The sequence below is a fragment of the Alicycliphilus sp. T452 genome, assembly GCF_054512775.1.
Genome location: NZ_JBTNEH010000007.1, coordinates 132755 through 155747, shown reverse-complemented (window position 1 = coordinate 155747; position 22993 = coordinate 132755). Strand labels below are relative to the sequence as shown.

Below are 22993 nucleotides of genomic sequence, written 5' to 3'. Positions count from 1 at the left end.
TCAGGAGTTCCGGTAGGCCATCGGCGTCTCGGGCACGGGGTAGCCTGCGGCGCCGAAGGTCTCGACGATGGCCTTGTTCGTGTCGAAGTACACCTGCCAGTAGTGGTCGGTGTGGGTGTAGGGGCGCACGCACAGCTTGGGGCCTTCGGGGGTGAATTCCAGGATTTCGATGTCCGGCGCCGGCTCTGCCGCCACGTTGGGGATGGCGGAGATCACCGGCTTGAGGCGGGCGATGGCGTCCAGCGGATTCACGCTGTTGGCCACCTTGGCCACGCAGTCCACCCGGCGCACGGGCAGGGCGCTGAAGTTCTGGATGTTGTCGCCGAAGATCTTGCCGTTGCCCACCACGGTCATCACGTTGTCGGGCGTGGTCAGCGTGGTGGCGAACAGGCCCAGCTCCGTCACCGTGCCCACCATGCCGCCTGCGCTGATGAAGTCGCCCACCTTGTAGGGGCGCAGCACCTGCATGAAGATGCCCGCGGCAAAGTTGCCCAGCATGCCGCTCCAAGCCGCGCCGATGGCCAGGCCGGCGCCCGCCAGCAGCGCGGCGAACGAGGTCGTCTTGACGCCGAAGATGTCCAGGATCGCCAGGATCAGGATGATGTTCAGCAGCACGCCGGTGATGGACTTCAGGTAGTGCGCCAGCGTCGTGTCGATCTTGCCGCCGCGCTGCAGCAGCTTGCCCATCAGGCCAACGGCCAGGCTGATCAGCCATCGACCAATGATCCAGGCAGCGATGGCGGTGGCCAGCTTGATCGCGAAATCGGTGCCCTGCGTGCTCAGGAAGTGCCAGATGTCGGTGGTGTTCATAGTCGCTCCGGGGAATGTGAAACCGTTTCAGAGTAACGCAATCCCCGGGAACCGCAATGTGAATCATCGTGAGCCGCGATGGCCGTGCCCATGTCCGGGCCTGTGGCTCTGCGGCGCACGGTTTTGCAAGAAAAGGGCCTCCAACGCCCTGTGCATAGGCGCTATAAGCTACTGAATTGGTAGCTTTGCCGGCTGTGGCTCACAGCGCGAAGATCTTCCCAGGATTCAGGATGTTCTTCGGGTCCAGCGCATGCTTGATGGCGCGCATCATGTCCACTGCGCCCGCGCCGGCCTCGTCGCGCAGGAAACCCATCTTGTGGATGCCCACGCCGTGCTCGCCCGTGCAGGTGCCGCCCATGGACAGGGCGCGCGCCACGAGCCGGTGGTTGAGCTGCTCGGCGCGCTCGCGCTCCTCGGGCACGGCGGGGTCGATCAGGTAGCCGAAGTGGAAGTTGCCGTCGCCCACGTGGCCGACGAGGAAGTAGGGGATGCCGCTGGCGTCGGCCTCGTCCACCGAGGCGAGCAGGCAGTCGGCCAGGCGGCTGATGGGCACGCAGGTGTCGGTGCTGATGGCCTTGCAGCCCGGGCGGCTCTGCACGGCGGCGAAGTAGGCGTTGTGCCGCGCGGTCCACAGGCGCGTGCGCTCCTCGGGCGTGCTGGCCCACTCGAAGGCCTGGCCGCCGAACTCGCTCGCGATGCCCTGTACCGTCTCGGCCTGCTCCTGCACGCTGGCGGCCGAGCCGTGGAACTCCATGAGCAGCATAGGCTCCTCGCGCAGGGCCAGCCTGCTGTGCGCGTTGACCATGCGCACGCTGTTGGCGTCGATGAGCTCCACGCGCGCGATGGGTACGCCCAGCTGTATGGTCTGGATGACGGTGCGCACGGCGGCCTCGATGCTGGGGAACGAGCAGATGGCCGCGCTCACCGCCTCGGGCAGCGGGTACAGGCGCACGGTGACCTCGGTGAAGACGCCCAGCGTGCCCTCGCTGCCCACCATCAGGCGCGTGAGGTCGTAGCCGGCGCTGCTCTTCTTGGCGCGCGTGCCGGTGCGGATCACGTCGCCGCCGGCGGTGACGACTTCGAGCGCCAGCACGTTCTCGCGCATGGTGCCGTAGCGCACGGCGTTGGTGCCGCTGGCGCGCGTGGCGGCCATGCCGCCGATGCTGGCGTCGGCGCCGGGGTCGATGGGGAAGAACAGGCCCGTGTCCTTGATGGCCTCGTTGAGCTGCTTGCGCGTGATGCCGGGCTGCACGGTGACGGTGAGGTCGTCGGCGTCGATGGACAGCACCTTGTTCATGCGGCCCACGTCGATGCTGATGCCGCCCTGCACGGCCAGCAGGTGGCCTTCGAGCGAGGAGCCCGCGCCGTAGGCGATCACCGGCACCCCGTGCTGCGCGGCCAGGCGCATGGCGTCCTGCACGTCCTGCGTGCTCTCGGCGAACACCACGGCCGCGGGCGGCGGCGCCTGGATCGAGCCCTCGTCGCGCCCGTGCTGCTCGCGCACGGCCTGGGCCGTGGAGAATTGCGCGCCGAACCGCCGGGCCAGCGCGTCCAGCAGGGCCTGGGGCACGGGGCGCGGGGCGGTCTGGGGTTGCAGCGGGGCGGCGGCGGGGGCGTTCATGGGCTTCTCCGGTCGTGGCAGGAGCGACCATTCTAGAAGTCCGCCCAGGCCTTGGGCACGAGGCCCGCGGCGGCCAGGCAGCGCCGCCGGGCCCGGGATCAGGACCGGGTGCCGGCCGCGTGCTTGGCGGCGGCGGGCCTGGAGCCGCCGCCCGGGGCGGTGTTCGGCTCGGGCGGGGTGCGGCTGGGGCCGACCTGGTACCTCGGCTGTGCGGAGGCAGTGGGCGAGGGCTGGGCTTGCGCCAGCGCGCCGCCCACGGTCAGCGCCGCGAACAGCATCACGCTGCGGGCATCGAACGAGGAGAGGGGGCGTCGTTGCTGTGCTTGAGGCATCGATTCGGTCTCCGTGAAGAAGTGGAACAGGCCTGCATTGCACCGCAGCAGGCGCTGCGCGGGCCAGCACTTTTGCCCGCTGTTGCCCTGCTCAACAATTGCGCGGTGGATGTAACGCACAATCGTCGCTTCGGCCCCGAATCAGGAGGAATGCGCTATGGGAAACAGACTGACACAGATCGCAACGCGTACCGGCGACGACGGCACCACCGGCCTGGGCGACAACACGCGCGTGTCCAAGGCCAGCGGCCGCCCGCATGCCATGGGCGACGTGGACGAGCTCAATTCCCACATCGGCCTGCTGATGTGCGAGCCGCTGCCGCAGGACGTGCGCGAGCTGTTGATCGACGTGCAGCACCAGCTGTTCAACCTGGGCGGCGAGCTGTGCATGCCCGGCTACGAGCTGCTCAAGGACGATGCGCTGCTGCAGCTGGACAACGCGCTGGCGCGCTACAACGCCGAGCTGCCGCGGCTGCAGGAGTTCATCCTGCCCGCGGGCACGCGCGCGGCCTGCCAGGCCCATGTGTGCCGCACGGTGGCGCGCCGCGCCGAGCGCGCCGTGGTCGCGCTGCAGCAGGCCGAGGCCATGCGCGCCGCGCCGCGCCAGTACCTGAACCGCCTGTCCGACCTGCTGTTCGTGCTCTCGCGCGTGCTCAACCGCATGGACGGCGGCAGCGAGGTGTACTGGAAGAGCGAGCGCCTGGCGCGGCAGGCCGACGACACTATTAATTGAATAGCGCTTGGCGCCCGATGGTATTGCGGTAGAAGGCGTTTCTATTGCGGCGCCAGCACCGCCATGGTGATGCGCGAGACGCAGGTCGGCTGCCCCTGGTCGTTCACCATGTCGATCTGCCATACCTGGGTGGTGCGGCCGATGTGCACCGGCCGCGCCGTGCCCGTGACCCAGCCGCTGGTGGCGGCGCGCAGGTGGTTGGCGTTGATGTCCAGGCCCACGGCCCGGTGGCCATCGGGCGCCGAATAGAACGCACCCATGGACCCCAGGGTCTCGGCCAGCACCACGCTGACGCCGCCGTGCAGCAGGCCGAAGGGCTGGCGCGTGCGCTCGTCCACCGGCACGCAGCCGCGCAGGAAATCGTCGCCGATCTCGGTGATCTCGATGCCCAGGTGCGTGATAGCGGTGTTGGCGTGGGTGTGCCGCAGCAGTTCCAGGGACAGGGGTTTTTTCCAGATGGACATGGTGTGGGTGGTGATGGTGGCAAAGCCGCCATCATGCCCACAGTCGCACGCGCTTGCAGCGTTCAGGCGACAGCCGCCGCCAGTTCGTCCTCGGCCGCGCGCATGCTGCCCGTCTCCAGGCAGCGCTGGTGCCAGCTCAGCGCCTCGCCCAGCAGGTGCGGCGTGTGCTGCGCGCCCTGGCGGCGCGCACGGTCGAAGTAGTCCTGCAGCAGGGGGCGCCAGTCGGGATGGGCGCATCGGTCGATGATCACCTGCGCGCGCTGGCGCGGCGACAGGCCGCGCAGGTCGGCCAGGCCCTGCTCGGTGACGATGATCTGCGTGTCGTGCTCGGTGTGGTCCACGTGCGAGACCATGGGCACGATGCAGCTCACGTCGCCGCCCTTGGCCACCGAGGGCGTGACGAAGAACGACAGGTAGCCGTTGCGCGCGAAGTCGCCCGAGCCGCCGATGCCGTTCATCATGCCCGACCCCATGACGTGGGTGGAGTTGATGTTGCCGTAGATGTCGGCCTCGATCATGGCGTTCATGGCGATCACGCCCAGGCGCCGCACCAGCTCGGGGTGGTTGCTGATCTCCTGCGGGCGCAGCACGATGCGCTCGCGGTAGAAGGCGATGTTGTCGGTGAACTCCTTGAGGGCCGGGCGGCTCAGCGAGATGGCCGTGGCCGACGCGGCCGCCATCTTGCCGCGCTTGATGAGCTCCAGCATGCCGTCCTGCAGCACCTCGGTGAAGCCCAGCAGGTCGTCGAACGGGCCGTCCAGCAGCCCCGCCAGCACGGCGTTGGCCACGTTGCCCACGCCCGACTGCAGCGGCAGCATGTTCCTGGGCAGGCGGCCCACCTTCACCTCATGGGCCAGGAAGTCGATGATGTGCGCCGCGATCTGGTTGGACACCGCGTCGGGCTGGGCGAACGCCGTGTCGCGGTCGCCATGGTGCGTCGGCACCACGGCGATGACCTTCGCCGGGTCCACGCGCAGGTAGGGCTCGCCGATGCGCTCGATGGGCTGCGTCAGGTTGATGGGCAGGCGGCGCGGCGGAATGGCCGTGCCGTAGTAGATGTCGTGCATGCCCTCCATCTCGGCGGGGGGCAGGGAGTTGACCTCCAGGATCACCTTGTCGGCGATGTCCAGCCAGGTTTTGTTGTTGCCCACGGCGGCCGACGGAATCAGCCGCCCGTCGGGCAGGATGCCCAGCACCTCGACCACCGCCACGTGCATGGGGCCCAGGAAGCCGAACCAGGCCTGCTGGGCCACGTGCGACAGGTGGATGTCCAGGTAATCCACCTCGCCCGCGTTGATCCTGTCGCGGCAGACGGGGTCGGACTGGAACGGCAGCCGCTGGCGCATGCCGCCCACCCTGGCCAGCGCGCCGTCGAGCTCGGGCGCCGTGGAGGCGCCCGTCCACACGTTGACCTGGAACGGCCGGCCCGCGGCATGCTCGGCCTCGATGCGGGCCGCCAGCGCCTGGGGCACCAGCTTGGGGTGGCCAGACCCGGTGAACCCGCTCATGCCGACGTTGGCGCCGGCGGGGATCAGGGCCGCGGCCTCGGCCGCGCTCATGATCTTCCGGGCCAGGCCCGGGTGCTGGATACGGGGAGACGACGATGGGGACACACAAACTCCAGACGAAAAAGCGCCCCGCGCAGGCCTGCTGGGCGGCCGGCGTGAGGCATGGGGAAGAGCGCAAATCTTAGCAGCCGGACTGGGGATAACCCTGATCCCGCGACCGGCCGACGGGCGGCCGCAGGCCGGCGGTACGATCGCCACCACCATGCCCTTCACGCCGCTCTGCCCCTCCTGCCGCCAGCCCGCCGACGTCCGCCGCTTTGCCGCGACCGGCGGCGGCACGCTGGAGCTGGACCTGTGCTTCGCCTGCCAGGGCCTGTGGTTCGACCCGCAGGAAAACACGCGCCTGGCCCCCGCCGCCGTGCTGCAGCTGTTCGAGCTGCTGCACGAGCACCGCGGCGACGCCCACCGTCCCCTGTCCGACCGCCTGCAATGCCCGCGCTGCGCCAAGGCCCTGGCCAAGGGCTACGACGTGGCCCAGGGCGGGCGCTACGTCACCTACCGCTGCGCGGCGCGCCACGGGCGTTTTTCCACCTTCGGCGCGTTCATGGTGGAAAAGGGCTTCGTGCGCCACCTGTCCAGGCTGGAGATCGAGGCCCTGGCCCGGCGCGTGGGCACCATCGCCTGCACCAGCTGCGGCGGCGCGGTGGACATCCGCAACGACCACGCCTGCCCCTACTGCCGCTCGGCCCTGTCGCTGCTCGACCCGCAGGCCGTGGACAAGACCCTCGCGCGCCACGGCCGCGCCGCGCAGCAGGCCGTCGCGCAGGCCGACGAGCGCTCGCCCGAGGCCCTGGCCGACGCCCTCGTCGCCCTGGAGCGCAACCGTGCCCGCGAGGAGCGCGAGCGCCAGCGCGAACGGCTCGAAGGGCGGCAGAGCGACCAGTTCGACCTGGTCGCGGCGGGCATCGAGTTCGTGTGGGCGCTGCTGCGGCGCTGACCTTCAGCGTCCGCGGTCCAGCAGCGCGTACAGCACGATGGCGCCGAAGGTGGCCGTGCCGATGCCGCCCAGCGCGAAGTCGCCGAACTTGAGCGTGAACTCGCCCGTGCCCAGGATGAGCGTGATGGCGGCCACGATCAGGTTCTTGTTCTGCGAGAAGTCCACCCGGTTGTCCACCCAGATCTTGGCGCCCGCGATCGCGATCAGGCCGAACACCACGATGGACACGCCGCCCATCACCGGCAGCGGAATGGCCTGGATCAGCGCGCCGAACTTGGGGCTGAAGCCCAGCAGCACGGCGATCAGCGCCGCCACCAGGAACACGGCCGTGGAGTAGATGCGCGTGGCGGCCATCACGCCGATGTTCTCGGCATAGGTCGTCACGCCCGTGCCGCCGGCCGCGCCGCTCACCATCGTCGCCACGCCGTCGCCGATGAAGGCGCGGCCCATGTACTGGTCCAGGTTCCTGCCGGTCATGGCCGTCACGGCCTTGATGTGGCCCAGGTTCTCGGCCACCAGGATGATGACCACGGGCACGATGAGCAGCATGGCCGGCGCGCTGAACACCGGCGCGTGGAACTGCGGCACGCCGAACCAGGGCGCGGCCATCACGCCCGACAGATCCACGGGCTTGCCCAGGCCCATGCCGTTGGTGAGCAGGGCGTAGGCGATGCTCGCCAGGATCAGCCCCACGAGGATCAAGAGGCGCTGCACCATGCCGCGCGTGAACACGGCCACCAGCGCCACGCAGACGAAGGTCAGGGCCTGCATCCAGCTGTCGAAGTTGCTGGCCGCCATGTTCTTGATCGGGATCGAGGCCAGGTTCAGGCCGATGACGGCCACCACCGCGCCCGTCACCACGGGCGGCATGAAGCGTTCGATCCAGCCGGTGCCGACCAGGTGCACCACCACGCCGATGGCCGCGTACACCGCGCCGCAGGCGATGATGCCGCCCAGCGCCACGCCGATGTTGGCATTCGGCCCCTTGCCCGCGTAGGCCGTGGCGGCGATCACCACGCCGATGAAGGCGAACGACGAGCCCAGGTAGCTGGGCACCTTGCCGCCGGTGATCAGGAAGAAGATGAGCGTGCCGATGCCGCTCATGAACACCGCCAGGTTGGGGTCGAACCCCATCAGGATGGGTGCGAGCACCGTCGCGCCGAACATGGCGATCACGTGCTGGATGCCCATGAGGCCCGTCTGCGCCCAGGGCAGGCGCTCGTCGGGGCCGATCACGCCGCCCGATTGCAGCACCTGCGCGGGGCGCTCGGCCCATTGAAACAAACCCATTTTTTTCTCCTTGTGTGGGAAGTGGGGCGATGGTAGAAGGTTTGTGCCGCCGGCGTTGGGCTTCAAGCAAAAAATGCCGTTACCGCTTGCGTGGCAAGCGCAAGCAGCTATCAAAAAAGGAATTTTCCGGCGATTGCCGATGCGGCCGCACGACGATGCGCCGCCTGCGGGCATTGCGCTGCAGCGGCGCGTGGCCGAGGAGCGCCTGGTGGGGTGCGCCGGGCTTTTTCGCTATGGTCGCCCGGGCAGCGTCGGCCAGGCCGGGCGCCGGCCCGTGAGCTGGCTCACGATCAGGGCCTTCAGCGGCGGCAGCCGGGTGGAGCCGGCCAGCACCGCGCGGCGCAGCAGCTTGGGGAGCGGCCGGGTGTCCGTGTACAGGCCGACGATGGTGTTCGTGCCCTGGTAGATGGGCCAGGCGTGCAGCCGGTGCGTGCGCTCGTAGCGCGCGAGCACGGCGGCGTCGCCGATGTCCTGCCCCCGGCCGTGCGCCTCGCGCAGCGTGGCCGTCAGGCTCTCCACGCCGGCCAGGCCCAGGTTGTAGCCATGCGCCGTCACCGGGTGCATGCCCACGGCCGCGTCGCCCAGCAGCGCGCAGCGCTGGCCCGCGAAGCGCTGCGCCCAGACGGCGACCAGCGGGTAGGCGTGGCGCTCGCCCACCAGCTGCATGCTGCCCAGCCGGTGCTGGAACTGTGCCTGCACGGCGGCGGCGAAATCCTCCGGGCCGAGCGCCAGCAGCGCCTGGGCCTGCGCGCTGTCGGCCGTGACCACGGCCGAGCACATGGGGCTGCCATCGACCACGTCGTCGGGCAGCGGCAGGATGGCCAGCGTGCGCTCGTAGCCGAAGCACTCGTGCGCCGTCTCGTGGTGCGGCAGCTCGTGGCGCATGCGGCAGACGATGACGGTGCGGCCGAAGTCGTTCATGGACGCGCCGATGCCCAGCTGGCGCCGCGTGGCGGAAAAGCGGCTGTCGGCCGCCACCAGCAGCGGCGCCTGCAGCGACTGCGGCGCTGCGTCCGGCCGGCCGGCGTCGGTGTAGCTCAGCATGGCGTGCCCGGGCGTGATCGCCACCTGGCCCACGCGCGCGCCGGTGACCAGGCGCACGCCGGGCGTGCGGCTGGCGACGGCCCAGGCGCTCCTGCGCAGCGCATGGTTGGGCACGATCCAGCCCAGGTTGTCCACGCCGCTGCCGCCCGCGTGCAGCTGCATGGCGCCGCGCTGGCCCACCGGGCCGTCGTGCACCTGGGCCTCGCGCAGCAGGCCGATTTCGTGCGCGTCCAGCTGCTGCCAGCTGCCCAGGCGCTGCAGCAGCGCCACGCTGGGGTGGGTGAGGGCGATCTCGCGCCCGTCCGGCGCCGGCGCGGCGAGCCGGGCCGCGTCCTGCTGCTCGACCACGGTGACGGAAAAGCCCGCCTGGGCCAGGGAAATGGACAGCGACAGGCCGGCCGGGCCTGCGCCAACGATGAGAACGTCGCTGTGTTGCATGGGGCGTATGGTACGGCCGGCCCCGTGCAGGTTCATTGCGTGATGGCAACTGTCCGCCGTGCGACGCGCCTGCGCTGGCGCGGCCCGGGCGGCGCTGCTACGCTGGCGCGCCATGGAGACAAACGACACCCCCCCTTACGTGCCGCGCATGCGCCAGTACCGGGACTGGCTGCTGGCCGAGCGCGGCCTGCGCTTCGACGACTACCAGGCGCTGTGGCGCTGGTCGGTGACCGAGCTGGACGCCTTCTGGCAAAGCATCTGGGACTACCACGCGCTGGCCTCGCCCACGCCGCACCGCGCGGCGCTGGGCACGAACGTGATGCCGGGCGCGCAGTGGTTTCCCGGCGCCCGGGTCAACTACGCGCAGCAGGTGCTGCGCCATGGCGCGGCCGCGCACGCCGCGGGCCTGGCAGCCGTGATCAGCGAGGACGAGAAGGGCCGCGTGCGCGAGCTGTCCTGGCCCGAGCTCAAGCGCCAGAGCGCGGCGCTGGCCCTGCACCTGCAGGCCCAGGGCGTGCAGCCCGGCGACCGCGTGGCGGCCTACCTGCCGAACGTGCCCGAGACCATCGTCGCCTTCCTGGCCTGCGCCAGCATCGGCGCGGTGTGGAGCGTGTGCGCGCCCGACATGGGCGCCAGCGCGGTGCTCGACCGCCTGCGCCAGATCGAGCCCAAGGTGCTGATCGCGGTGGACGGCGTCACCTGGGCCGGCATGGACATCGACCGTACCCCGGTGGTGGCCGAGCTGCGCGCGCAGTTGCCCAGCGTGCGGCACCTGCTGCTGGTGAACCACCTGGACGCCACGAAAACCATAGCTGACAGCGCACGCTACACGGACGTCATCGCCAGAAACGATGCGCAGGTGGCAGCCTTCGAGCCGCTGTGGCTGCCGTTCGACCATCCGCTGTGGATCGTCTATTCCAGCGGCACCACGGGCCTGCCCAAGCCCATCGTGCATGCGCACGGCGGCATCGTGCTCGTGGCCATGGTCACCGGCCTGCACATGGACGTGGGCCCGAGCTACGCGCCCAACAGCCTGGGCGAGCGCTTCTGCTGGTACAGCTCCACCGGCTGGGTGATGTGGAACTGCCAGGTGGCGGGCCTGCTGTCGGGCACCACCTGCGTGATCTTCGACGGCAGCCCCGGCGGGCCGCGCGGCGCGCCGGACTGGACCACGCTGTGGCGCTTCGCCGCGCGCCACCGCGTCACCTTCCTCGGCTCGGGCGCGGCGTTCTTTGCCGGCTGCATGAAGGCCGGCGTCGATCTGGCGCGCTGCGGCGACCTGTCGCGCATACGCGCGCTGGGCAGCACCGGCTCGCCCCTGTCGGCCGAGGTGCAGCAGTGGGGCACGCAGCAGTTCGCGCGCATCGCCGCCAGCGCCGCGCAGCGCGACATCTGGTGGCTGAACATCTCGGGCGGCACCGACTTCGCCGGCGGCTTCATCGCCGGCACGCCCGAGCTGCCGCAGCGCGCCGGCCAGATGCAGTGCCGCATGCTGGGCGCGGCGGTGGAGGCCTGGAACGAGGCCGGCGAGCCGGTCACGGGCCAGGTGGGCGAGCTGGTGTGCACGCAGCCGATCCCGTCCATGCCGCTGGCGTTCTGGAACGACCCGGGCCACGCGCGCTACCTGGCCAGCTACTTCGAGATGTACCCGCCCGGCCACGGCCGCAGGCCCGGCGGCGGCGACCTGGGGCCCGAGGCCGGCAGCGTCTGGCGCCATGGCGACTGGCTGCGCATCGGCGACGAGCACGGCCAGGGGCAGTGGTGCGTGATCTTCGGCCGCTCCGACGCCACCATCAACCGCCACGGCCTGCGCATGGGCACCAGCGAGATCTACAGCGCCGTGGAGGCGCTGCCCGAGGTGCTCGACTCGATGGTCGTGGACCTGGAATACCTGGGGCGCGAGAGCTTCATGCCGCTGTTCGTCGTGCTGCGGCCCGGCGCCGCGCTGGACGACGCCCTGCGCGCGCGCATCGATGCCGCCATCCGCAACGCCCTCAGCCCGCGCTTCGTGCCCGACGACATCGTGCAGGTAGCCGAGGTGCCGCGCACCCTGAGCGGCAAGAAGCAGGAGCTGCCCATCAAGAAGCTGCTGCTGGGCCAGCCGCTGGCCAGGGTGGTCAACCAGGAGGCCATGGCCAACCCCGGCTGCCTGTCTTGGTACGTGGACTATGCGGCGCGCCGCAATGCCTCGTTAGCTACATAAATGGTAGCTTCCTGCGCTTATCCAGAAAGCGCTGTATCCATATTTTGCTTGCAGATCTCCAGCGCATGCTCGGCAAAGCGCTGCACCACCCGGCTGGGCTCGTCCGCCAGCCGCGCCAGCGCGATGCTGACGTGAAAGCCCGGCGGGTTGTCGGTCAGCGCGAGGCATTTCACGCCGCGCGGCACCACCTGGCGCGCCACGCCGGCCACCAGGCCCACGCCCAGGCCCGAGGCCACCAGGCTCATGATGGTCTGCACCTGCGCGGCCTCCTGCGCCACCTGCGGCGCGAAGCCCGAGAACTGGCAGCGCATCATGGCCAGGGCCAGCAGGCCGGGCACCTTGCCGCGCGGGTACATGATGAAGGGCTCGTGCGCGGCCTCGTGCAGGGCGATGGCCTCGCGCCCGGCCAGCGGGCTGGTCTCGGCCACGGCCAGCACGAAGTCGTCGCGGTCCAGCGGCGTCAGGTCGAAGCCGCTGGCGTCGAGCAGGGGAAAGCGCAGCAGGCCGGCATCGAAGCGGCGCGAGACCAGGCCCTCCAGGATCTCGGACGAGGTGGCCTCGGACAGCTCCAGCGTGATCTGCGGGTAGCGCGCGCGCAGCGATGGGATGAGCCGCGGCAGCAGCGCATAGGTGGCCGAGCCGATGATGCCCAGGCGCAGCCGCCCGCCCGTGCCCTCGCGCGTGTCCAGCACCGCCTGGCGGCATTGCTGGGCGTGCAGCAGCGTGCGGCGCGCGTCGTCCAGCATGGCCTGGCCCGCGGGGGTGAGCGCGACGCCCGTGCGCGTGCGCGCGAACAGCGCGCTGCCCAGCTCTTCCTCCAGCTTGCGGATGGACACCGACAGCGGCGGTTGCGCCATGTGCAGCCGCTCGGCCGCGCGGTGGAAGTTGCCCGTCTCTGCCAGCGTGACGAACTGGCTCAGCTGTCGCAGGTTCATTTGATACCTGATGAATATTGAAATCGAATTTTTTAATATTAGACACAGCTTGCCGCACTGCCTACAGTGGTGCCCCTGACCGGCGGCCGAACCGACCGTCAAGGAGACAAGACCAATGCCATTGCACCGCAGAACCGCCCTGCGCGCCCTGCTGGGTTCCGGCCTCGCGGCCCTGGGCGCCGCCACGGCGCCGGCCGCCCGGGCGCAGGCCTTCCCGTCCAGGACCATCAAGTTCGTCGTGCCCTTCGGGCCCGGCAGCGGCACCGACACCTCGGCGCGCTACTTCGCCAAGAAGCTGCAGGACCTCACGGGCCAGGCCGTGGTGGTGGAGAACAAGCCCGGCGCCAACGGCTTCCTGGCGGTCAAGCAGGTGCTCGCCGCGCCGGCCGACGGCTACACCGTGTTCATCGGCAGCAACTCCACGCTGGCCGTGAACGCGGCGCTGTTCAAGGAGCTGCCCTACGACCCGGTGAAGGATTTCTCGCCCCTGACCATGATGATGCGCTCGCCCGCCATGCTGGTGGTGCCGCCGGCCGCGCCCTACAGCGACCTCAAGGGCCTGCTGGCCCACGCCCGGGCGAACCCGGGCAAGGTGAACTTCGGCGCCGGGTCGGCCGGCTACCAGCTCATGGGCGAGCTGCTCAACGACATGGCCGGCGTGCAGACCGTGCACGTGCCCTTCAAGAGCGCGGGCGAGACCATGACCGCCGTGGCCTCGGGCACGGTGGACTATGCGTTCGCCGAGGTCACGGCCGTGCTGGAGCTGGCCAGGGGCGGGCGCCTGAAGATCCTGGCCGTGGCGGCCGACAAACGCGTGGGCAACGCGCCCGAGGTGCCGACCATGGGCGAGGCGGGATTGAGCGGCTTCGAGGCCTACACCTGGGTGGGCGCCATGGTGCCCGCCAGGACGCCCGCGGCCGAGACGGCCCGGCTGGCCGAGCTGTTCACCGCCATCTCCAGGATGGACGAGACGCGCGCCTTCTACGAGCGCCTGGGCGCCGCGCCCATGACGGGCGGGCCCGCGCAGATGCACGATTTCCAGCGCAAGGAGATCGCGCTGTGGAAGCGCATCGTCACCCAGGCCAAGGTGCCGCTGCAATAGGAATGGATTCACGAGGAGGACGGGGATGAGCACCCTGGATTCGCTTGCGCTCACGCGCATACCGCCCGAGGACGAGGCCCTGCGCGCCGAGGTGCGCGCCTTCCTCGCCGAGGCCATCAAAACCCTGCCCGCGCACGTGCGCGCCCGCTCCTGGGGCGGCTACAGCACCGAGCTGAGCCGCAAGCTCGGCGAGCGCGGCTGGATCGGCGTGACGCTGCCCAGGGAATACGGCGGCGGCGGGCGCAGCGCGTTCACGCGCTACGTGCTCGTGGAGGAATACCTGAACTGCGGCGCGCCCGTGGGTTCGCACTGGATCGCCGACCGCCAGAGCGCGCCGCTGATCCTCAAGTACGGCACCGAGGCGCAAAAGCGCTTCTACATCCCGCGCGTGTGCCGCGGCGAGGCGTTCTTCTGCATCGGCATGAGCGAGCCCAATTCGGGCTCGGACCTCGCCAGCGTCAAGACCCGCGCCGTGCCCAACGACAAGGGCTTCCTGCTCAACGGCCAGAAGATCTGGACCACCAACGCCCACCACTGCCAGTACATGATCGCGCTGGTGCGTACCTCGGGCGCGCCCGAGGACCGGCACAAGGGGCTGTCGCAGGTCATCGTGGACCTGCAGCTGCCCGGCGTCACCGTGCGCCCCATCGAGGACCTGTCGGGCGACAGCCACTTCTGCGAGGTGTTCTTCGACAACGTGCAGCTCGCGCCCGACGCGCTCATCGGCGCCGAGGGCCAGGGCTGGGAACAGGTCACGGCCGAGCTCGCCTTCGAGCGCAGCGGGCCCGAGCGGCTGTTCTCCAGCATCGTGCTGTTCGACCAGTGGCTCGACTACGTGCGCACGCCCCGGGGCCGCACGGCGCCGGCGCAAAGGCTCGCGGGCAAGGTGCTCACGCAGCTCGCGCCGCTGCGCGCCATGTCGGTGGCGATCCAGGAAAAGCTGGTGCGCGGCGAAAGCCCCATCGTCGAGGCCGCGCTCGTCAAGGAGCTGGGCACCACGCTGGAGCAGTTCATCCCCGCAGCCATCGCCGACGACCTGTTCGCCCGCGAGGCGGAGGACGTGCCCGTGGAACTCTTGATGACGCTGAAGTACGTGACCGAGGCCTCTCCCTCGTTCTCGCTGCGCGGCGGCACGCGCGACATCCTGCGCGGCATGATCGCGCGCGGTTTGGGACTGCGCTGAAAGGAATGGGCATGGACAACGATCTGTTTGCCGACGCGGCCCGCCAGGTGCTGGCCGATCAATGCACGCCTGCGGTGGTGCGCGCCATCGAGGCCGGCGGCCGCGCCGCGCCCGAGGCCGCCGCGCTCTGGGCGCAGCTGGAGGCCACGGGCCTGGCCGACGCGCTGCTGCCCGAAAGCCAGGGCGGCGCGGGCCTTGCGCTGTCGCAGGCCTTCGGCGTGCTGGAGCAATGCGGCGCGCACGCGCTGCCGCTGCCGCTGGGCGAGACCATGGTGGCGCGCGCGCTGCTCGCGGCCGCCGGCGTGGACCGGCCCGCGGGCGGCATCGCGCTGGCGCGCGGCGAGCGCACCCACGAGGGCGGCCTGCGCTGCGCCCTGGTGCGCGGCGGGCGCGTGGCGCATGCGGTGCTCGCGCAGGCCGGCGGCGCCTGGCACCTGCTGGGCGTGGCCGGCGCGCAGGAGGCGCCCCAGGCGCTGGCGCTCGACGCCGCGCTGGCCTGGACGCCCGCGCAGCTGCAGGCCGCGCCCGCGGTGGCCGTGGACGCCGCGCTCGACCTGCGCACCCTGCAGGCCGCCGTGCTCGCGCCGCAGATGGCCGGCGCGGCGATGCACGTCTTCCAGCGCACGCTGCAATATGCCAACGAGCGCCAGCAGTTCGGCCGCCCCATCGGCAAGTTCCAGGCCATACAGCACCAGCTGGCCGTGATGAGCGAGCATGTGTTCGCCGCGCGCATGGCCGCGCAGCTGGGCTGCAGCGGCGCCGGCGTGCGGCCCGACCGCCTGCGCGTGGCGACGGCCAAGGCGCGCTGCAGCGAGGCGGCGCTGGCCGTGTCCGAGTTCGCCCACGCCATCCACGGCGCCATCGGCTTCACCGCCGAATACGACCTGCAGCTGTTCACGCGCCGCCTGCACGCCTGGCGCCAGGCCGCGGGCAGCGAGTCCTACTGGTACGACGTGGCCGGCCAGGCGCTGCTGGAGCACCAGGGGCTGACGCTGGACGTGGTGCGCCGCATCACCGACATGGAAAGCGTGCTTTGAAACCGATAGCTGCTACCGCTTGCCTGCAAAGGATTTTCAAATGAAAACACATGGAAATCCTTGCATGACAAGCGCTGGAAGCTCCTCTTTTTGAATGGAGAACCCATGGCCTTCCTGACTCTAGAGCGCGACGGCGCCATCCTGACCGTCACCATGAACCAGCCCGAGACGCGCAACGCCCTCACCGGCAACACGGCGGTGCAGGAATTCGTGCAGCTGTGCGACGACGTGCGCAAGGACGCGGGCGTGAAGGTGATCATTCTCACCGGCGCCGGCCCCATCTTCAGCTCGGGCGGCAACGTCAAGGACATGAAGCGCTTCTTCGACGACGCGCTCACGCCCGACCTGATCCGCGAGGAATACCGCCAGGGCATACAGCGCATCCCGCAGGCGCTGTACAACCTCGACGTGCCGGTGATCTGCGCCGTCAACGGCCCGGCCATCGGCGCGGGGCTGGACCTGACCTGCATGTGCGACATCCGCATCGCGGCGGAGACGGCCACCTTCGCCGAGAGCTTCGTGCGCGTGGGCATCGTCCCCGGCGACGGCGGCGCCTGGCTGCTGCCGCGCGCCGTGGGCATGGCCAAGGCGGCCGAGATGGCCTTCACCGGCGAGGCCATCAATGCACAGGAAGCGCTGGCCTGCGGCCTCGTGAGCCGCGTGGTGCCCGCCGGCGAGCTGCTGCCCACGGCCCGCGCCCTGGCCGAAAGAATAGCCGCCAACCCCGGCGCCGTGATGCGCATGACCAAGCGCCTGCTGCGCGAGGGCCAGCTCGCCACGCTGGACTCGCTGCTGGAGCTGTCGGCCGGCTGCCAGGCCATCGCCCACAAGACGGCCGACCACCGCGAGGCCGTCACCGCCTTCATCGAAAAGCGCGCGCCGCGCTTTCAGTGACGCGTGGGGCGGGCGCCGATAATCGCCCCATGGCTTCTCCCCACAAACGCTTCTCGATGATCCGCGAGTTCCACCTCGCGGACTGGTTCACGCTGGGCAACGCGGTGTGCGGCGTGGGGGCGTTGTTCTCCAGCATGACCTACCTGGAGACGGCGGACCTGCGCCACGTCTACTTCGCCTGCGCGCTGGTGCTCGCGGCGCTGGTGTTCGACGTGCTGGACGGGCGCATCGCACGCTGGCGGCAGAAGAGCTCGGCCATGGGGCGCGAGCTCGACTCGCTGGCCGACGTGATCTCCTTCGGCGTGGCGCCGGCCATCATCGCCTACGCCTGCGGCATGCAGGGACTGTACGACCGCATCGTGCTCGCCTTCTTCGTGGCCTGCGGCGTCTCGCGCCTGGCGCGCTTCAACATCACGGCCGAGACCCTGGCCGAAGGCCCCTCGGGCAAGGTCAGGTACTTCGAGGGCACGCCCATCCCCACCTCCATCGTGCTCGTGGGCCTGCTGGCGCTGGCCGCCTCCATGGGCGCGGTGCGCGAGCACCTGTGGCTGGGCAAGGTGATGATCGGCGGCTTCACGCTGCACCCGCTGGTGCTGCTGTTCGCGCTGTCGGGCTCGCTGATGATCAGCCGCATCCGCATCCCCAAGCTGTAAGCGGACAGGCCCTGAGGCCTGCACCGCGTGCGCGGCGGGGCATCTTTGCATGCGAATGAAATTGATTATCATTACGGTAATAAGTTTCATGACATGACGAGGGAAATCATGCTGCACTGCACGCCATCCGGGGCTTCGTCCGCCCCTGCCCCTGTTCTTGGCGCTTGCGCCGTTGCCATCCAGGTCATGCTGGGGAGCGCCAGCCTGTCCGGGGCGGTGCCTGCCGCCGCGCAGTCCGCCGGCGGCGGCACCGCCGCGGCGCTGCCCGAGGTCACGGTGACCCAGCGCCGCGAGGCCATCGACGAGGCGCCGCCGGCCTACGCCGGGGGCCAGGTCGGCAGCGGCGCGCGCATGGGCATCCTGGGCAACGCCTCGGTGCTGGACACGCCGTTCAGCGTGACCAGCTACACGGCGCAGGCGATCGAGAACGAGCAGGCGCGCTCCGTGGCCGACGTGATCGCGATGGACCCCTCGGTGCGCATGGCCAGCGCGCGCTCGAACATCAACGAGGACATCACCATCCGCGGCTTCGCGGTGCCCAGCGGCGACTTCGCGCTCAACGGCATGTTCGGGCTCACGCCGTACTGGCGCGCGCCGCTGGAGGCGGTGGAGCGCGTCGAGGTGCTCAAGGGGCCGTCCGCGGCGCTGTTCGGCATGGCGCCGGGCGGCAGCGTGGGCGGCGTGGTCAACCTCGTGTCCAAGCGGGCCGGCGCCCAGCCCCTCACCCGCTTCACGGCCGGCGTGATGTCGGACTCGGTGGCGGGCGGGCACCTGGACATCGGCCGGCGCTTCGGCCCGGACGGCGCGCTCGGCGCGCGCGTCAACCTCATGCGCCGCCAGGGCGACACGAACATCGACCACCAGTCCACGCGCGAATCGCTCGCCTCGCTGGGGCTGGACCTGCGCCAGAGTGCGCTGCGCGCCTCGCTCGACCTGCTGTGGCAGGAGCAGCGCATCGACAACGTGGTGCGCCAGTTCCAGCTCGCGCCGGGCCTGGCGGCCATCCCGCGCGCGCCGGACAACTCCATCGCCTACCCGGGCTACGGCTGGACGGACGGCCATGACGGCTCGGCCCTCTTCAAGGCCGAATACGACATCAACGACACCCTGACGGCCTACGCGGGCCTGGGCCAGCGCAAGCTGAACTGGGGCTCCGTGGCGGGCAACCCCGTCATCCTGAACACCGCGGGCGACTATTCGTACTTCGGCGGCTGGCAGCGCATGGGCGTCGACTCCAAGTCGGCCGAGGCGGGCGTGCGCGCCAGCTTCAAGACCGGGGGCGTCGCCCACAACGCCGCGCTGGCGTTCACGCGCCTCGACCAGGACCAGACCCTGGGCTTCTACACGGGCTTCCCGGGCGGCATGTCCAACCTCTACGCGGGCGGACGGCAGCCCACGCCGTCCATCGCCGGCATCGACAACCCCCTGCGCCCGTACCAGGACAGCAAGCTCACCAGCGTCGCGCTGGCCGACACCGTGACGCTGCTCGAAGACCGGCTGCTCGTGACCCTGGGCCTGCGCCACCAGAAGGTGCAGGGCCAGAGCTACAACTACATGACCGGCGCGGCGAGCGGCCCCTACTACGACAAGAGCGCCACCACGCCGCTGGCGGGCGTGGTGTTCAAGCTGCGGCCGAACTGGTCGCTGTACGCGAGCTACGTCGAGGGCCTGTCGCGCGGCGAGACCGCGCCCGTGAGCGCGGCCATCGCCAATCCGGGCGAGGTGATGCCGCCGTACCGCTCCAAGCAGAAGGAGATCGGCGCGAAGTTCGACCACGGCGGCTTCCTCGCGACGGTGGGCCTGTTCGAGCTGACCAGGCCCAGCGCGGCCGTCTCGGGCAACGTGTTCGGCGTCAACGGCGAGCAGCGCAACCGGGGCCTGGAGGCCAGCGTCGCGGGCGAGGTCGCGCGCGGCCTGCGTCTGCTGGGCGGCGCGTCCTTCATGGACGCCGAGCTCAGCCGGTCGGCCAACGCCGCCCTCGTGGGCAAGCGGGCCATCGGCGTGCCCAGGTCGCAGCTCAACCTGGGCGCCGAGTGGGACGCTGGCTTCGCGCCGGGGCTCACGCTCACGGGCCGCATGGTCCATACCGCCAAGACCTACGCGGACGCCGCCAACACGCTGCGGGTCGCGGGCTGGACGCGCTGGGACGCCGGCGCGCGCTACGCCGCCCGCATCGGCGGCAAGCCGGTCACCTTCCGCCTGAACGTCGAGAACCTGTTCGACAAGAACTACTACGGCATCGCCACGGCGGGCTACCTGTTCCTCGGCAGCCCGCGCACCGTGTCGCTGTCGGCCAGCGTGGACCTGTGACCATGTCCACGCGCGCCTGGACCTGGGTCCACAAGTGGAGCAGCCTGGTCTGCACCGCGTTCATGCTGCTGCTGTGCCTGACGGGGCTGCCGCTGATCTTCCACGAGGAGATCGAGCACCTGTCCGGCGCGGTCGAGGCCGCCCCCATGCCCGAGGGCACGCCCGAGGCCAGCATGGACCGCATCGCCCAGGCGGCGCGCGAGCGCCGGCCGGACGACGTGATCCGCTACATGTTCTGGGACCCCGAGGAGCACCCCCACCTCACCTACGTGTCCATGGCCAGCCGTGTGGACGCGCCGCCCGACGAGAACAACGCCGTCGTGGTGGACTCGCGCACCGCGCAGGTGCTCGACGAGCCCAGGACCAACGAAGGCTTCATGTACGTCATGCTCAAGCTGCACGTGGACATGTTCGCGGGCCTGCCGGGCATGCTGTTCCTGGGCTTCATGGGCCTGCTGATGGTGGTGGCCATCGTCTCGGGCGTGGTGCTGTACTACCCGTTCATGCGCCGCCTGCGCTTCGGCGCCCTGCGCACGCGGCGCAGCGCCCGCATCCGGTGGCTCGACTGGCACAACCTGCTGGGCATCGTCACCGTGGTGTGGCTCACGGTGGTCGGTATCACGGGCAGCATCAACACGCTGGACCGCATCATCCTGGCGATCTGGCAGCAGGACCAGATGGCCGAGATGACCGCGCCCTACAAGGGCCTGCCGCCGGTCACCCGCCCCGCGCACCTGCAAAAGTCCATCGAGGCGGCCCGCGCCGCCGCGCCCGACATGGCCGTGCGCCTGGTGGCGTTTCCGGGTACGGCGTTCTCCAGCCCGCACCACTACACCTTCTTCCTCAAGGGCGGCACGCCGGTCACGTCGCGCCTGCTCAAGCCCGCGCTGGTGGACGCGCAGACCGGCGTGCTGACCGCCTCGCGCGACATGCCGTGGTACGTCAAGACGCTGTTCCTGTCGCAGCCGCTGCACTTCGGCGACTACGGCGGACTGCCGCTCAAGATTCTCTGGACGCTGCTCGACCTCGCGGCCATCGTCGTGCTCGGCAGCGGCCTGTACCTGTGGCTGCGCAAGCCCAGGGCGGCGCCCGTGCCGGGCGCAGAGGCGGAACCGGATGCAGAACTGGCGCCCGTGGCGGCGGTGGAGGCCAAGACATGACGACGAAGCACGGGCGCGGCGCCCGCACCGACGAGGCGCAGACCGCCGCGGAGATCTTCCGCGTTCCCCTCCTGCTCGGCCTGGCGACCGCGGTCGGGCTCGTCTCGGCGCTGGTCGGCGACGGCGTGTGGGATGCGCTGTCCTGGCTCGCGCTCGCCACGCCGGCGGCGGCCGTGGCGTGGGCCTGGCGCGCACGCTGACGGCGATCGCGCCCGACGGGCGGCTTCGGGCCGCCATGCGTGTCCCGTGAAAAGGCCGCGGACACGTTCCGAGACACTTCCTGATGCAGCCGCCGGCGCGGCTGCCGGGTACACTTTGCGGCTTCGAGGAGCCGCCGCGCGGCGCCTTTTTTCCACCCCCATCGCTTCATGGCCGTTGACACGGCGGGCCAGGCCCGCACCCATCTAGACCTCAAGAGCGCCCAGCTGTCCGTGGTGGCCCTGGTGCTCAAGACCGCCGACGTTTCCGCCGTTGCCGCGGAACTGGCCGCCCGCAGGGCCGACGACCCCGAGTTCTTCGACAACGACCCGGTGCTGATCGACCTGTCGGCCGTGCAGGGCGAGGAGCAGCCCATCGACTTCGCCGCGCTGGTGCAGGCGCTGCGCAGCCACCGCACCCAGCCCGTGGCCGTGCGCGGCGGCAGCCCCGCGCAGATGGCCGCCGCCCATGCCGCAGGCCTGATCGCCGCGCCCGACGTGCCCGCGGCGCGCGCGCAGCCGCGCGAGAGCGGCGCCGTGCGCGAGGTGGTCCGCGAGGTCGTGCGCGAAGTGCAGGTCGAAGTGCCCGTGCAGGCGAGCGCGCCCGGCGCGCTGGTGGTGGACAAGCCGCTGCGTTCGGGCCAGCAGGTCTACGCGCGCGGCTCCGACCTGGTCGTGATGGCCGTGGTCAGCTTCGGCGCCGAGGTGATCGCCGACGGCAACATCCATGTCTATGCGCCGCTGCGCGGGCGTGCCATCGCCGGCGCGCGCGGCGACACCAGCGCCCGCATCTTCACCACCTGCCTGGAGCCGCAGCTGGTCTCCGTGGCAGGCATCTACCGCACCACCGAGACCGAGCTGCCCGACAACGTGCGCGGCAAGCCGGCCCAGGTGCGGCTCGATGGCGAAAAGCTGCTCATCGAGCCGCTGTAAGCCACCCGATCATTCATTTCGAAGACAGCAACGCAAGGACTTCTCAGAACATGGCCAAAATCGTCGTCGTGACCTCCGGCAAGGGGGGCGTGGGCAAGACCACCACCAGTGCCGCCTTCGCATCGGGCCTGGCGCTCGCCGGCCACAAGACCGCCGTCATCGACTTCGACGTCGGACTGCGCAACCTGGACCTCATCATGGGCTGCGAGCGCCGCGTGGTGTACGACCTGATCAACGTGATCCAGGGCGAGGCCAACCTCAACCAGGCGCTGATCAAGGACAAGCAGTGCGAGAACCTGTTCGTGCTCGCCGCCAGCCAGACGCGCGACAAGGACGCGCTGACGCAGGAGGGCGTGGAAAAGGTGCTCAAGGACCTGGCGGGCATGGGTTTCGACTACATCGTCTGCGACTCGCCCGCCGGCATCGAGAGCGGCGCCCTCATGGCCATGCACTTCGCCGACGAGGCGCTGCTGGTGACCAACCCCGAGGTGTCCTCGGTGCGCGACTCCGACCGCATCCTGGGCATGCTCGGCAGCAAGACCCGCCGCGCCATCGAAGGCAAGGAGCCCATCAAGGAACACCTCCTGATCACGCGCTACAACCCCAACCGCGTGCAGGACGGCCAGATGCTGGGCCTGGAGGACATCCAGGACATCCTGCGCATCAAGCTCATCGGCGTGATCCCCGAGTCCGAGAGCGTGCTGCAGGCCTCCAACCAGGGCCTGCCGGCCATCCACCTGGCGGGCACCGACGTGTCCGAGGCCTACAAGGACGTGGTGGCGCGCTTCATGGGCGAGGACAAGCCCCTGCGCTTCACCGACGCGGCCAAGCCCGGCTTCTTCAAGCGCATTTTCGGCGGGAGGTAAGCGGCCATGTCCCTGCTGTCCTTTCTGCTCGGCGAGAAGAAGAAGACCGCCGCGGTCGCCAAGGAGCGCCTGCAGATCATCCTGGCGCACGAGCGCAGCGGCCGCAACGCCGGCAAGCCCGACTACCTGCCCGCGCTGCAGCGCGAACTGGTGGCGGTGATCTCCAAGTACGTGAAGATCAACGCCGACGACCTCAAGGTGCACTTCGAGCGCCAGGACGACCTGGAAGTGCTCGAAGTGAAGATCGAGCTGCCCGAGGCGGCCAAGTAGCAAGCCCGCTTCG

General features: G+C 70.3%; 22 protein-coding genes. 14 read left to right on the top strand and 8 right to left on the bottom strand.

Annotation, left to right across the window (positions count from 1 at the left end; genetic code table 11):
- From ACX12L_RS08645 to ACX12L_RS08635, 3 genes are all read right to left on the bottom strand, one after another.
- Positions 1-810, bottom strand: a complete 810-nt coding sequence (locus ACX12L_RS08645) for a mechanosensitive ion channel family protein (protein ID WP_459262267.1) — start codon at positions 808-810, stop codon at positions 1-3.
- A 199-nt stretch (positions 811-1009) separates the two neighbouring features.
- Positions 1010-2431 (bottom strand): FAD-binding oxidoreductase, encoded by a 1422-nt coding sequence (locus ACX12L_RS08640; RefSeq protein ID WP_459262266.1) that lies wholly within the window; start codon positions 2429-2431, stop codon positions 1010-1012.
- Positions 2432-2529: 98 nt separating this feature from the next.
- The gene (locus tag ACX12L_RS08635) at positions 2530-2763 is read right to left on the bottom strand and encodes a hypothetical protein (protein WP_459262265.1); all 234 of its coding nucleotides are present in this window, start codon (positions 2761-2763) and stop codon (positions 2530-2532) included.
- A 157-nt stretch (positions 2764-2920) separates the two neighbouring features.
- Between ACX12L_RS08635 and ACX12L_RS08630 the strand changes: the two genes are divergently transcribed.
- Entirely contained in the window at positions 2921-3496 is a 576-nt protein-coding gene (locus tag ACX12L_RS08630) for a cob(I)yrinic acid a,c-diamide adenosyltransferase (RefSeq protein WP_459262264.1), read from the top strand.
- Positions 3497-3537: 41 nt separating this feature from the next.
- On the opposite strand, the gene ACX12L_RS08625 is transcribed toward ACX12L_RS08630, so the two are convergent.
- Both ACX12L_RS08625 and ACX12L_RS08620 read right to left on the bottom strand, forming a co-directional pair.
- Positions 3538-3960: a hotdog fold thioesterase gene (locus tag ACX12L_RS08625; RefSeq protein ID WP_459262263.1), complete on the bottom strand. Its 423-nt coding sequence runs from the start codon at positions 3958-3960 to the stop codon at positions 3538-3540.
- 62 nt (positions 3961-4022) lie between these two features.
- Positions 4023-5573, bottom strand: coding sequence for an acetyl-CoA hydrolase/transferase family protein (locus ACX12L_RS08620; RefSeq protein WP_459262262.1), 1551 nt, complete (start codon positions 5571-5573; stop codon positions 4023-4025).
- A gap of 157 nt (positions 5574-5730) precedes the next feature.
- Here ACX12L_RS08620 and ACX12L_RS08615 point away from each other — a divergent pair, with 157 nt between their 5' ends.
- Positions 5731-6465 (top strand): zf-TFIIB domain-containing protein, encoded by a 735-nt coding sequence (locus ACX12L_RS08615; protein WP_459262261.1) that lies wholly within the window; start codon positions 5731-5733, stop codon positions 6463-6465.
- Between the two features lie 3 nt (positions 6466-6468).
- Here the strand turns inward: ACX12L_RS08615 and ACX12L_RS08610 are convergent, their stop codons facing one another.
- Positions 6469-7755, bottom strand: coding sequence for a solute carrier family 23 protein (locus ACX12L_RS08610; RefSeq protein ID WP_459262260.1), 1287 nt, complete (start codon positions 7753-7755; stop codon positions 6469-6471).
- Between the two features lie 231 nt (positions 7756-7986).
- A complete protein-coding gene (gene ubiM, locus ACX12L_RS08605; protein WP_459262259.1) occupies positions 7987-9237 on the bottom strand; it encodes a 5-demethoxyubiquinol-8 5-hydroxylase UbiM in 1251 nt (416 codons plus the stop codon).
- Between the two features lie 112 nt (positions 9238-9349).
- Between ubiM and ACX12L_RS08600 the strand changes: the two genes are divergently transcribed.
- Entirely contained in the window at positions 9350-11440 is a 2091-nt protein-coding gene (locus tag ACX12L_RS08600) for an acetoacetate--CoA ligase (protein WP_459262258.1), read from the top strand.
- Between the two features lie 17 nt (positions 11441-11457).
- Here the strand turns inward: ACX12L_RS08600 and ACX12L_RS08595 are convergent, their stop codons facing one another.
- Entirely contained in the window at positions 11458-12375 is a 918-nt protein-coding gene (locus ACX12L_RS08595; protein ID WP_459262257.1) for a LysR family transcriptional regulator, read from the bottom strand.
- A gap of 115 nt (positions 12376-12490) precedes the next feature.
- Between ACX12L_RS08595 and ACX12L_RS08590 the strand changes: the two genes are divergently transcribed.
- The 11 genes from ACX12L_RS08590 to minE all read left to right on the top strand — a co-directional run bounded on the left by ACX12L_RS08590 (position 12491) and on the right by minE (position 22980).
- A complete protein-coding gene (locus ACX12L_RS08590; RefSeq protein WP_459262256.1) occupies positions 12491-13477 on the top strand; it encodes a Bug family tripartite tricarboxylate transporter substrate binding protein in 987 nt (328 codons plus the stop codon).
- Positions 13478-13502: 25 nt separating this feature from the next.
- Entirely contained in the window at positions 13503-14660 is a 1158-nt protein-coding gene (locus ACX12L_RS08585) for an acyl-CoA dehydrogenase family protein (RefSeq protein ID WP_459262255.1), read from the top strand.
- Between the two features lie 11 nt (positions 14661-14671).
- Positions 14672-15697, top strand: a complete 1026-nt coding sequence (locus tag ACX12L_RS08580; protein ID WP_459262254.1) for an acyl-CoA dehydrogenase family protein — start codon at positions 14672-14674, stop codon at positions 15695-15697.
- Between the two features lie 105 nt (positions 15698-15802).
- Complete coding sequence (locus ACX12L_RS08575; RefSeq protein WP_459262253.1) at positions 15803-16591, top strand: crotonase/enoyl-CoA hydratase family protein; 789 nt, start codon at positions 15803-15805, stop codon at positions 16589-16591.
- A 29-nt stretch (positions 16592-16620) separates the two neighbouring features.
- On the top strand, positions 16621-17244 hold the full coding sequence (pssA, locus tag ACX12L_RS08570; protein ID WP_459262252.1) for a CDP-diacylglycerol--serine O-phosphatidyltransferase: 624 nt from the start codon (positions 16621-16623) through the stop codon (positions 17242-17244).
- Positions 17245-17337: 93 nt separating this feature from the next.
- The gene (locus ACX12L_RS08565; RefSeq protein WP_459262251.1) at positions 17338-19554 is read left to right on the top strand and encodes a TonB-dependent receptor; all 2217 of its coding nucleotides are present in this window, start codon (positions 17338-17340) and stop codon (positions 19552-19554) included.
- Positions 19555-19556: 2 nt separating this feature from the next.
- Positions 19557-20714, top strand: coding sequence for a PepSY-associated TM helix domain-containing protein (locus tag ACX12L_RS08560; protein WP_459262250.1), 1158 nt, complete (start codon positions 19557-19559; stop codon positions 20712-20714).
- Complete coding sequence (locus ACX12L_RS08555; RefSeq protein ID WP_459262249.1) at positions 20711-20914, top strand: hypothetical protein; 204 nt, start codon at positions 20711-20713, stop codon at positions 20912-20914. The genes ACX12L_RS08560 and ACX12L_RS08555 overlap by 4 nt, the downstream gene beginning before the upstream one ends.
- Positions 20915-21082: 168 nt before the next feature.
- Entirely contained in the window at positions 21083-21844 is a 762-nt protein-coding gene (minC, locus tag ACX12L_RS08550; protein WP_094436093.1) for a septum site-determining protein MinC, read from the top strand.
- A gap of 50 nt (positions 21845-21894) precedes the next feature.
- Positions 21895-22710, top strand: coding sequence for a septum site-determining protein MinD (gene minD, locus ACX12L_RS08545; RefSeq protein WP_459262248.1), 816 nt, complete (start codon positions 21895-21897; stop codon positions 22708-22710).
- A 6-nt stretch (positions 22711-22716) separates the two neighbouring features.
- Positions 22717-22980, top strand: a complete 264-nt coding sequence (gene minE / locus ACX12L_RS08540) for a cell division topological specificity factor MinE (protein ID WP_459262247.1) — start codon at positions 22717-22719, stop codon at positions 22978-22980.
- Positions 22981-22993 lie beyond the last annotated feature (13 nt).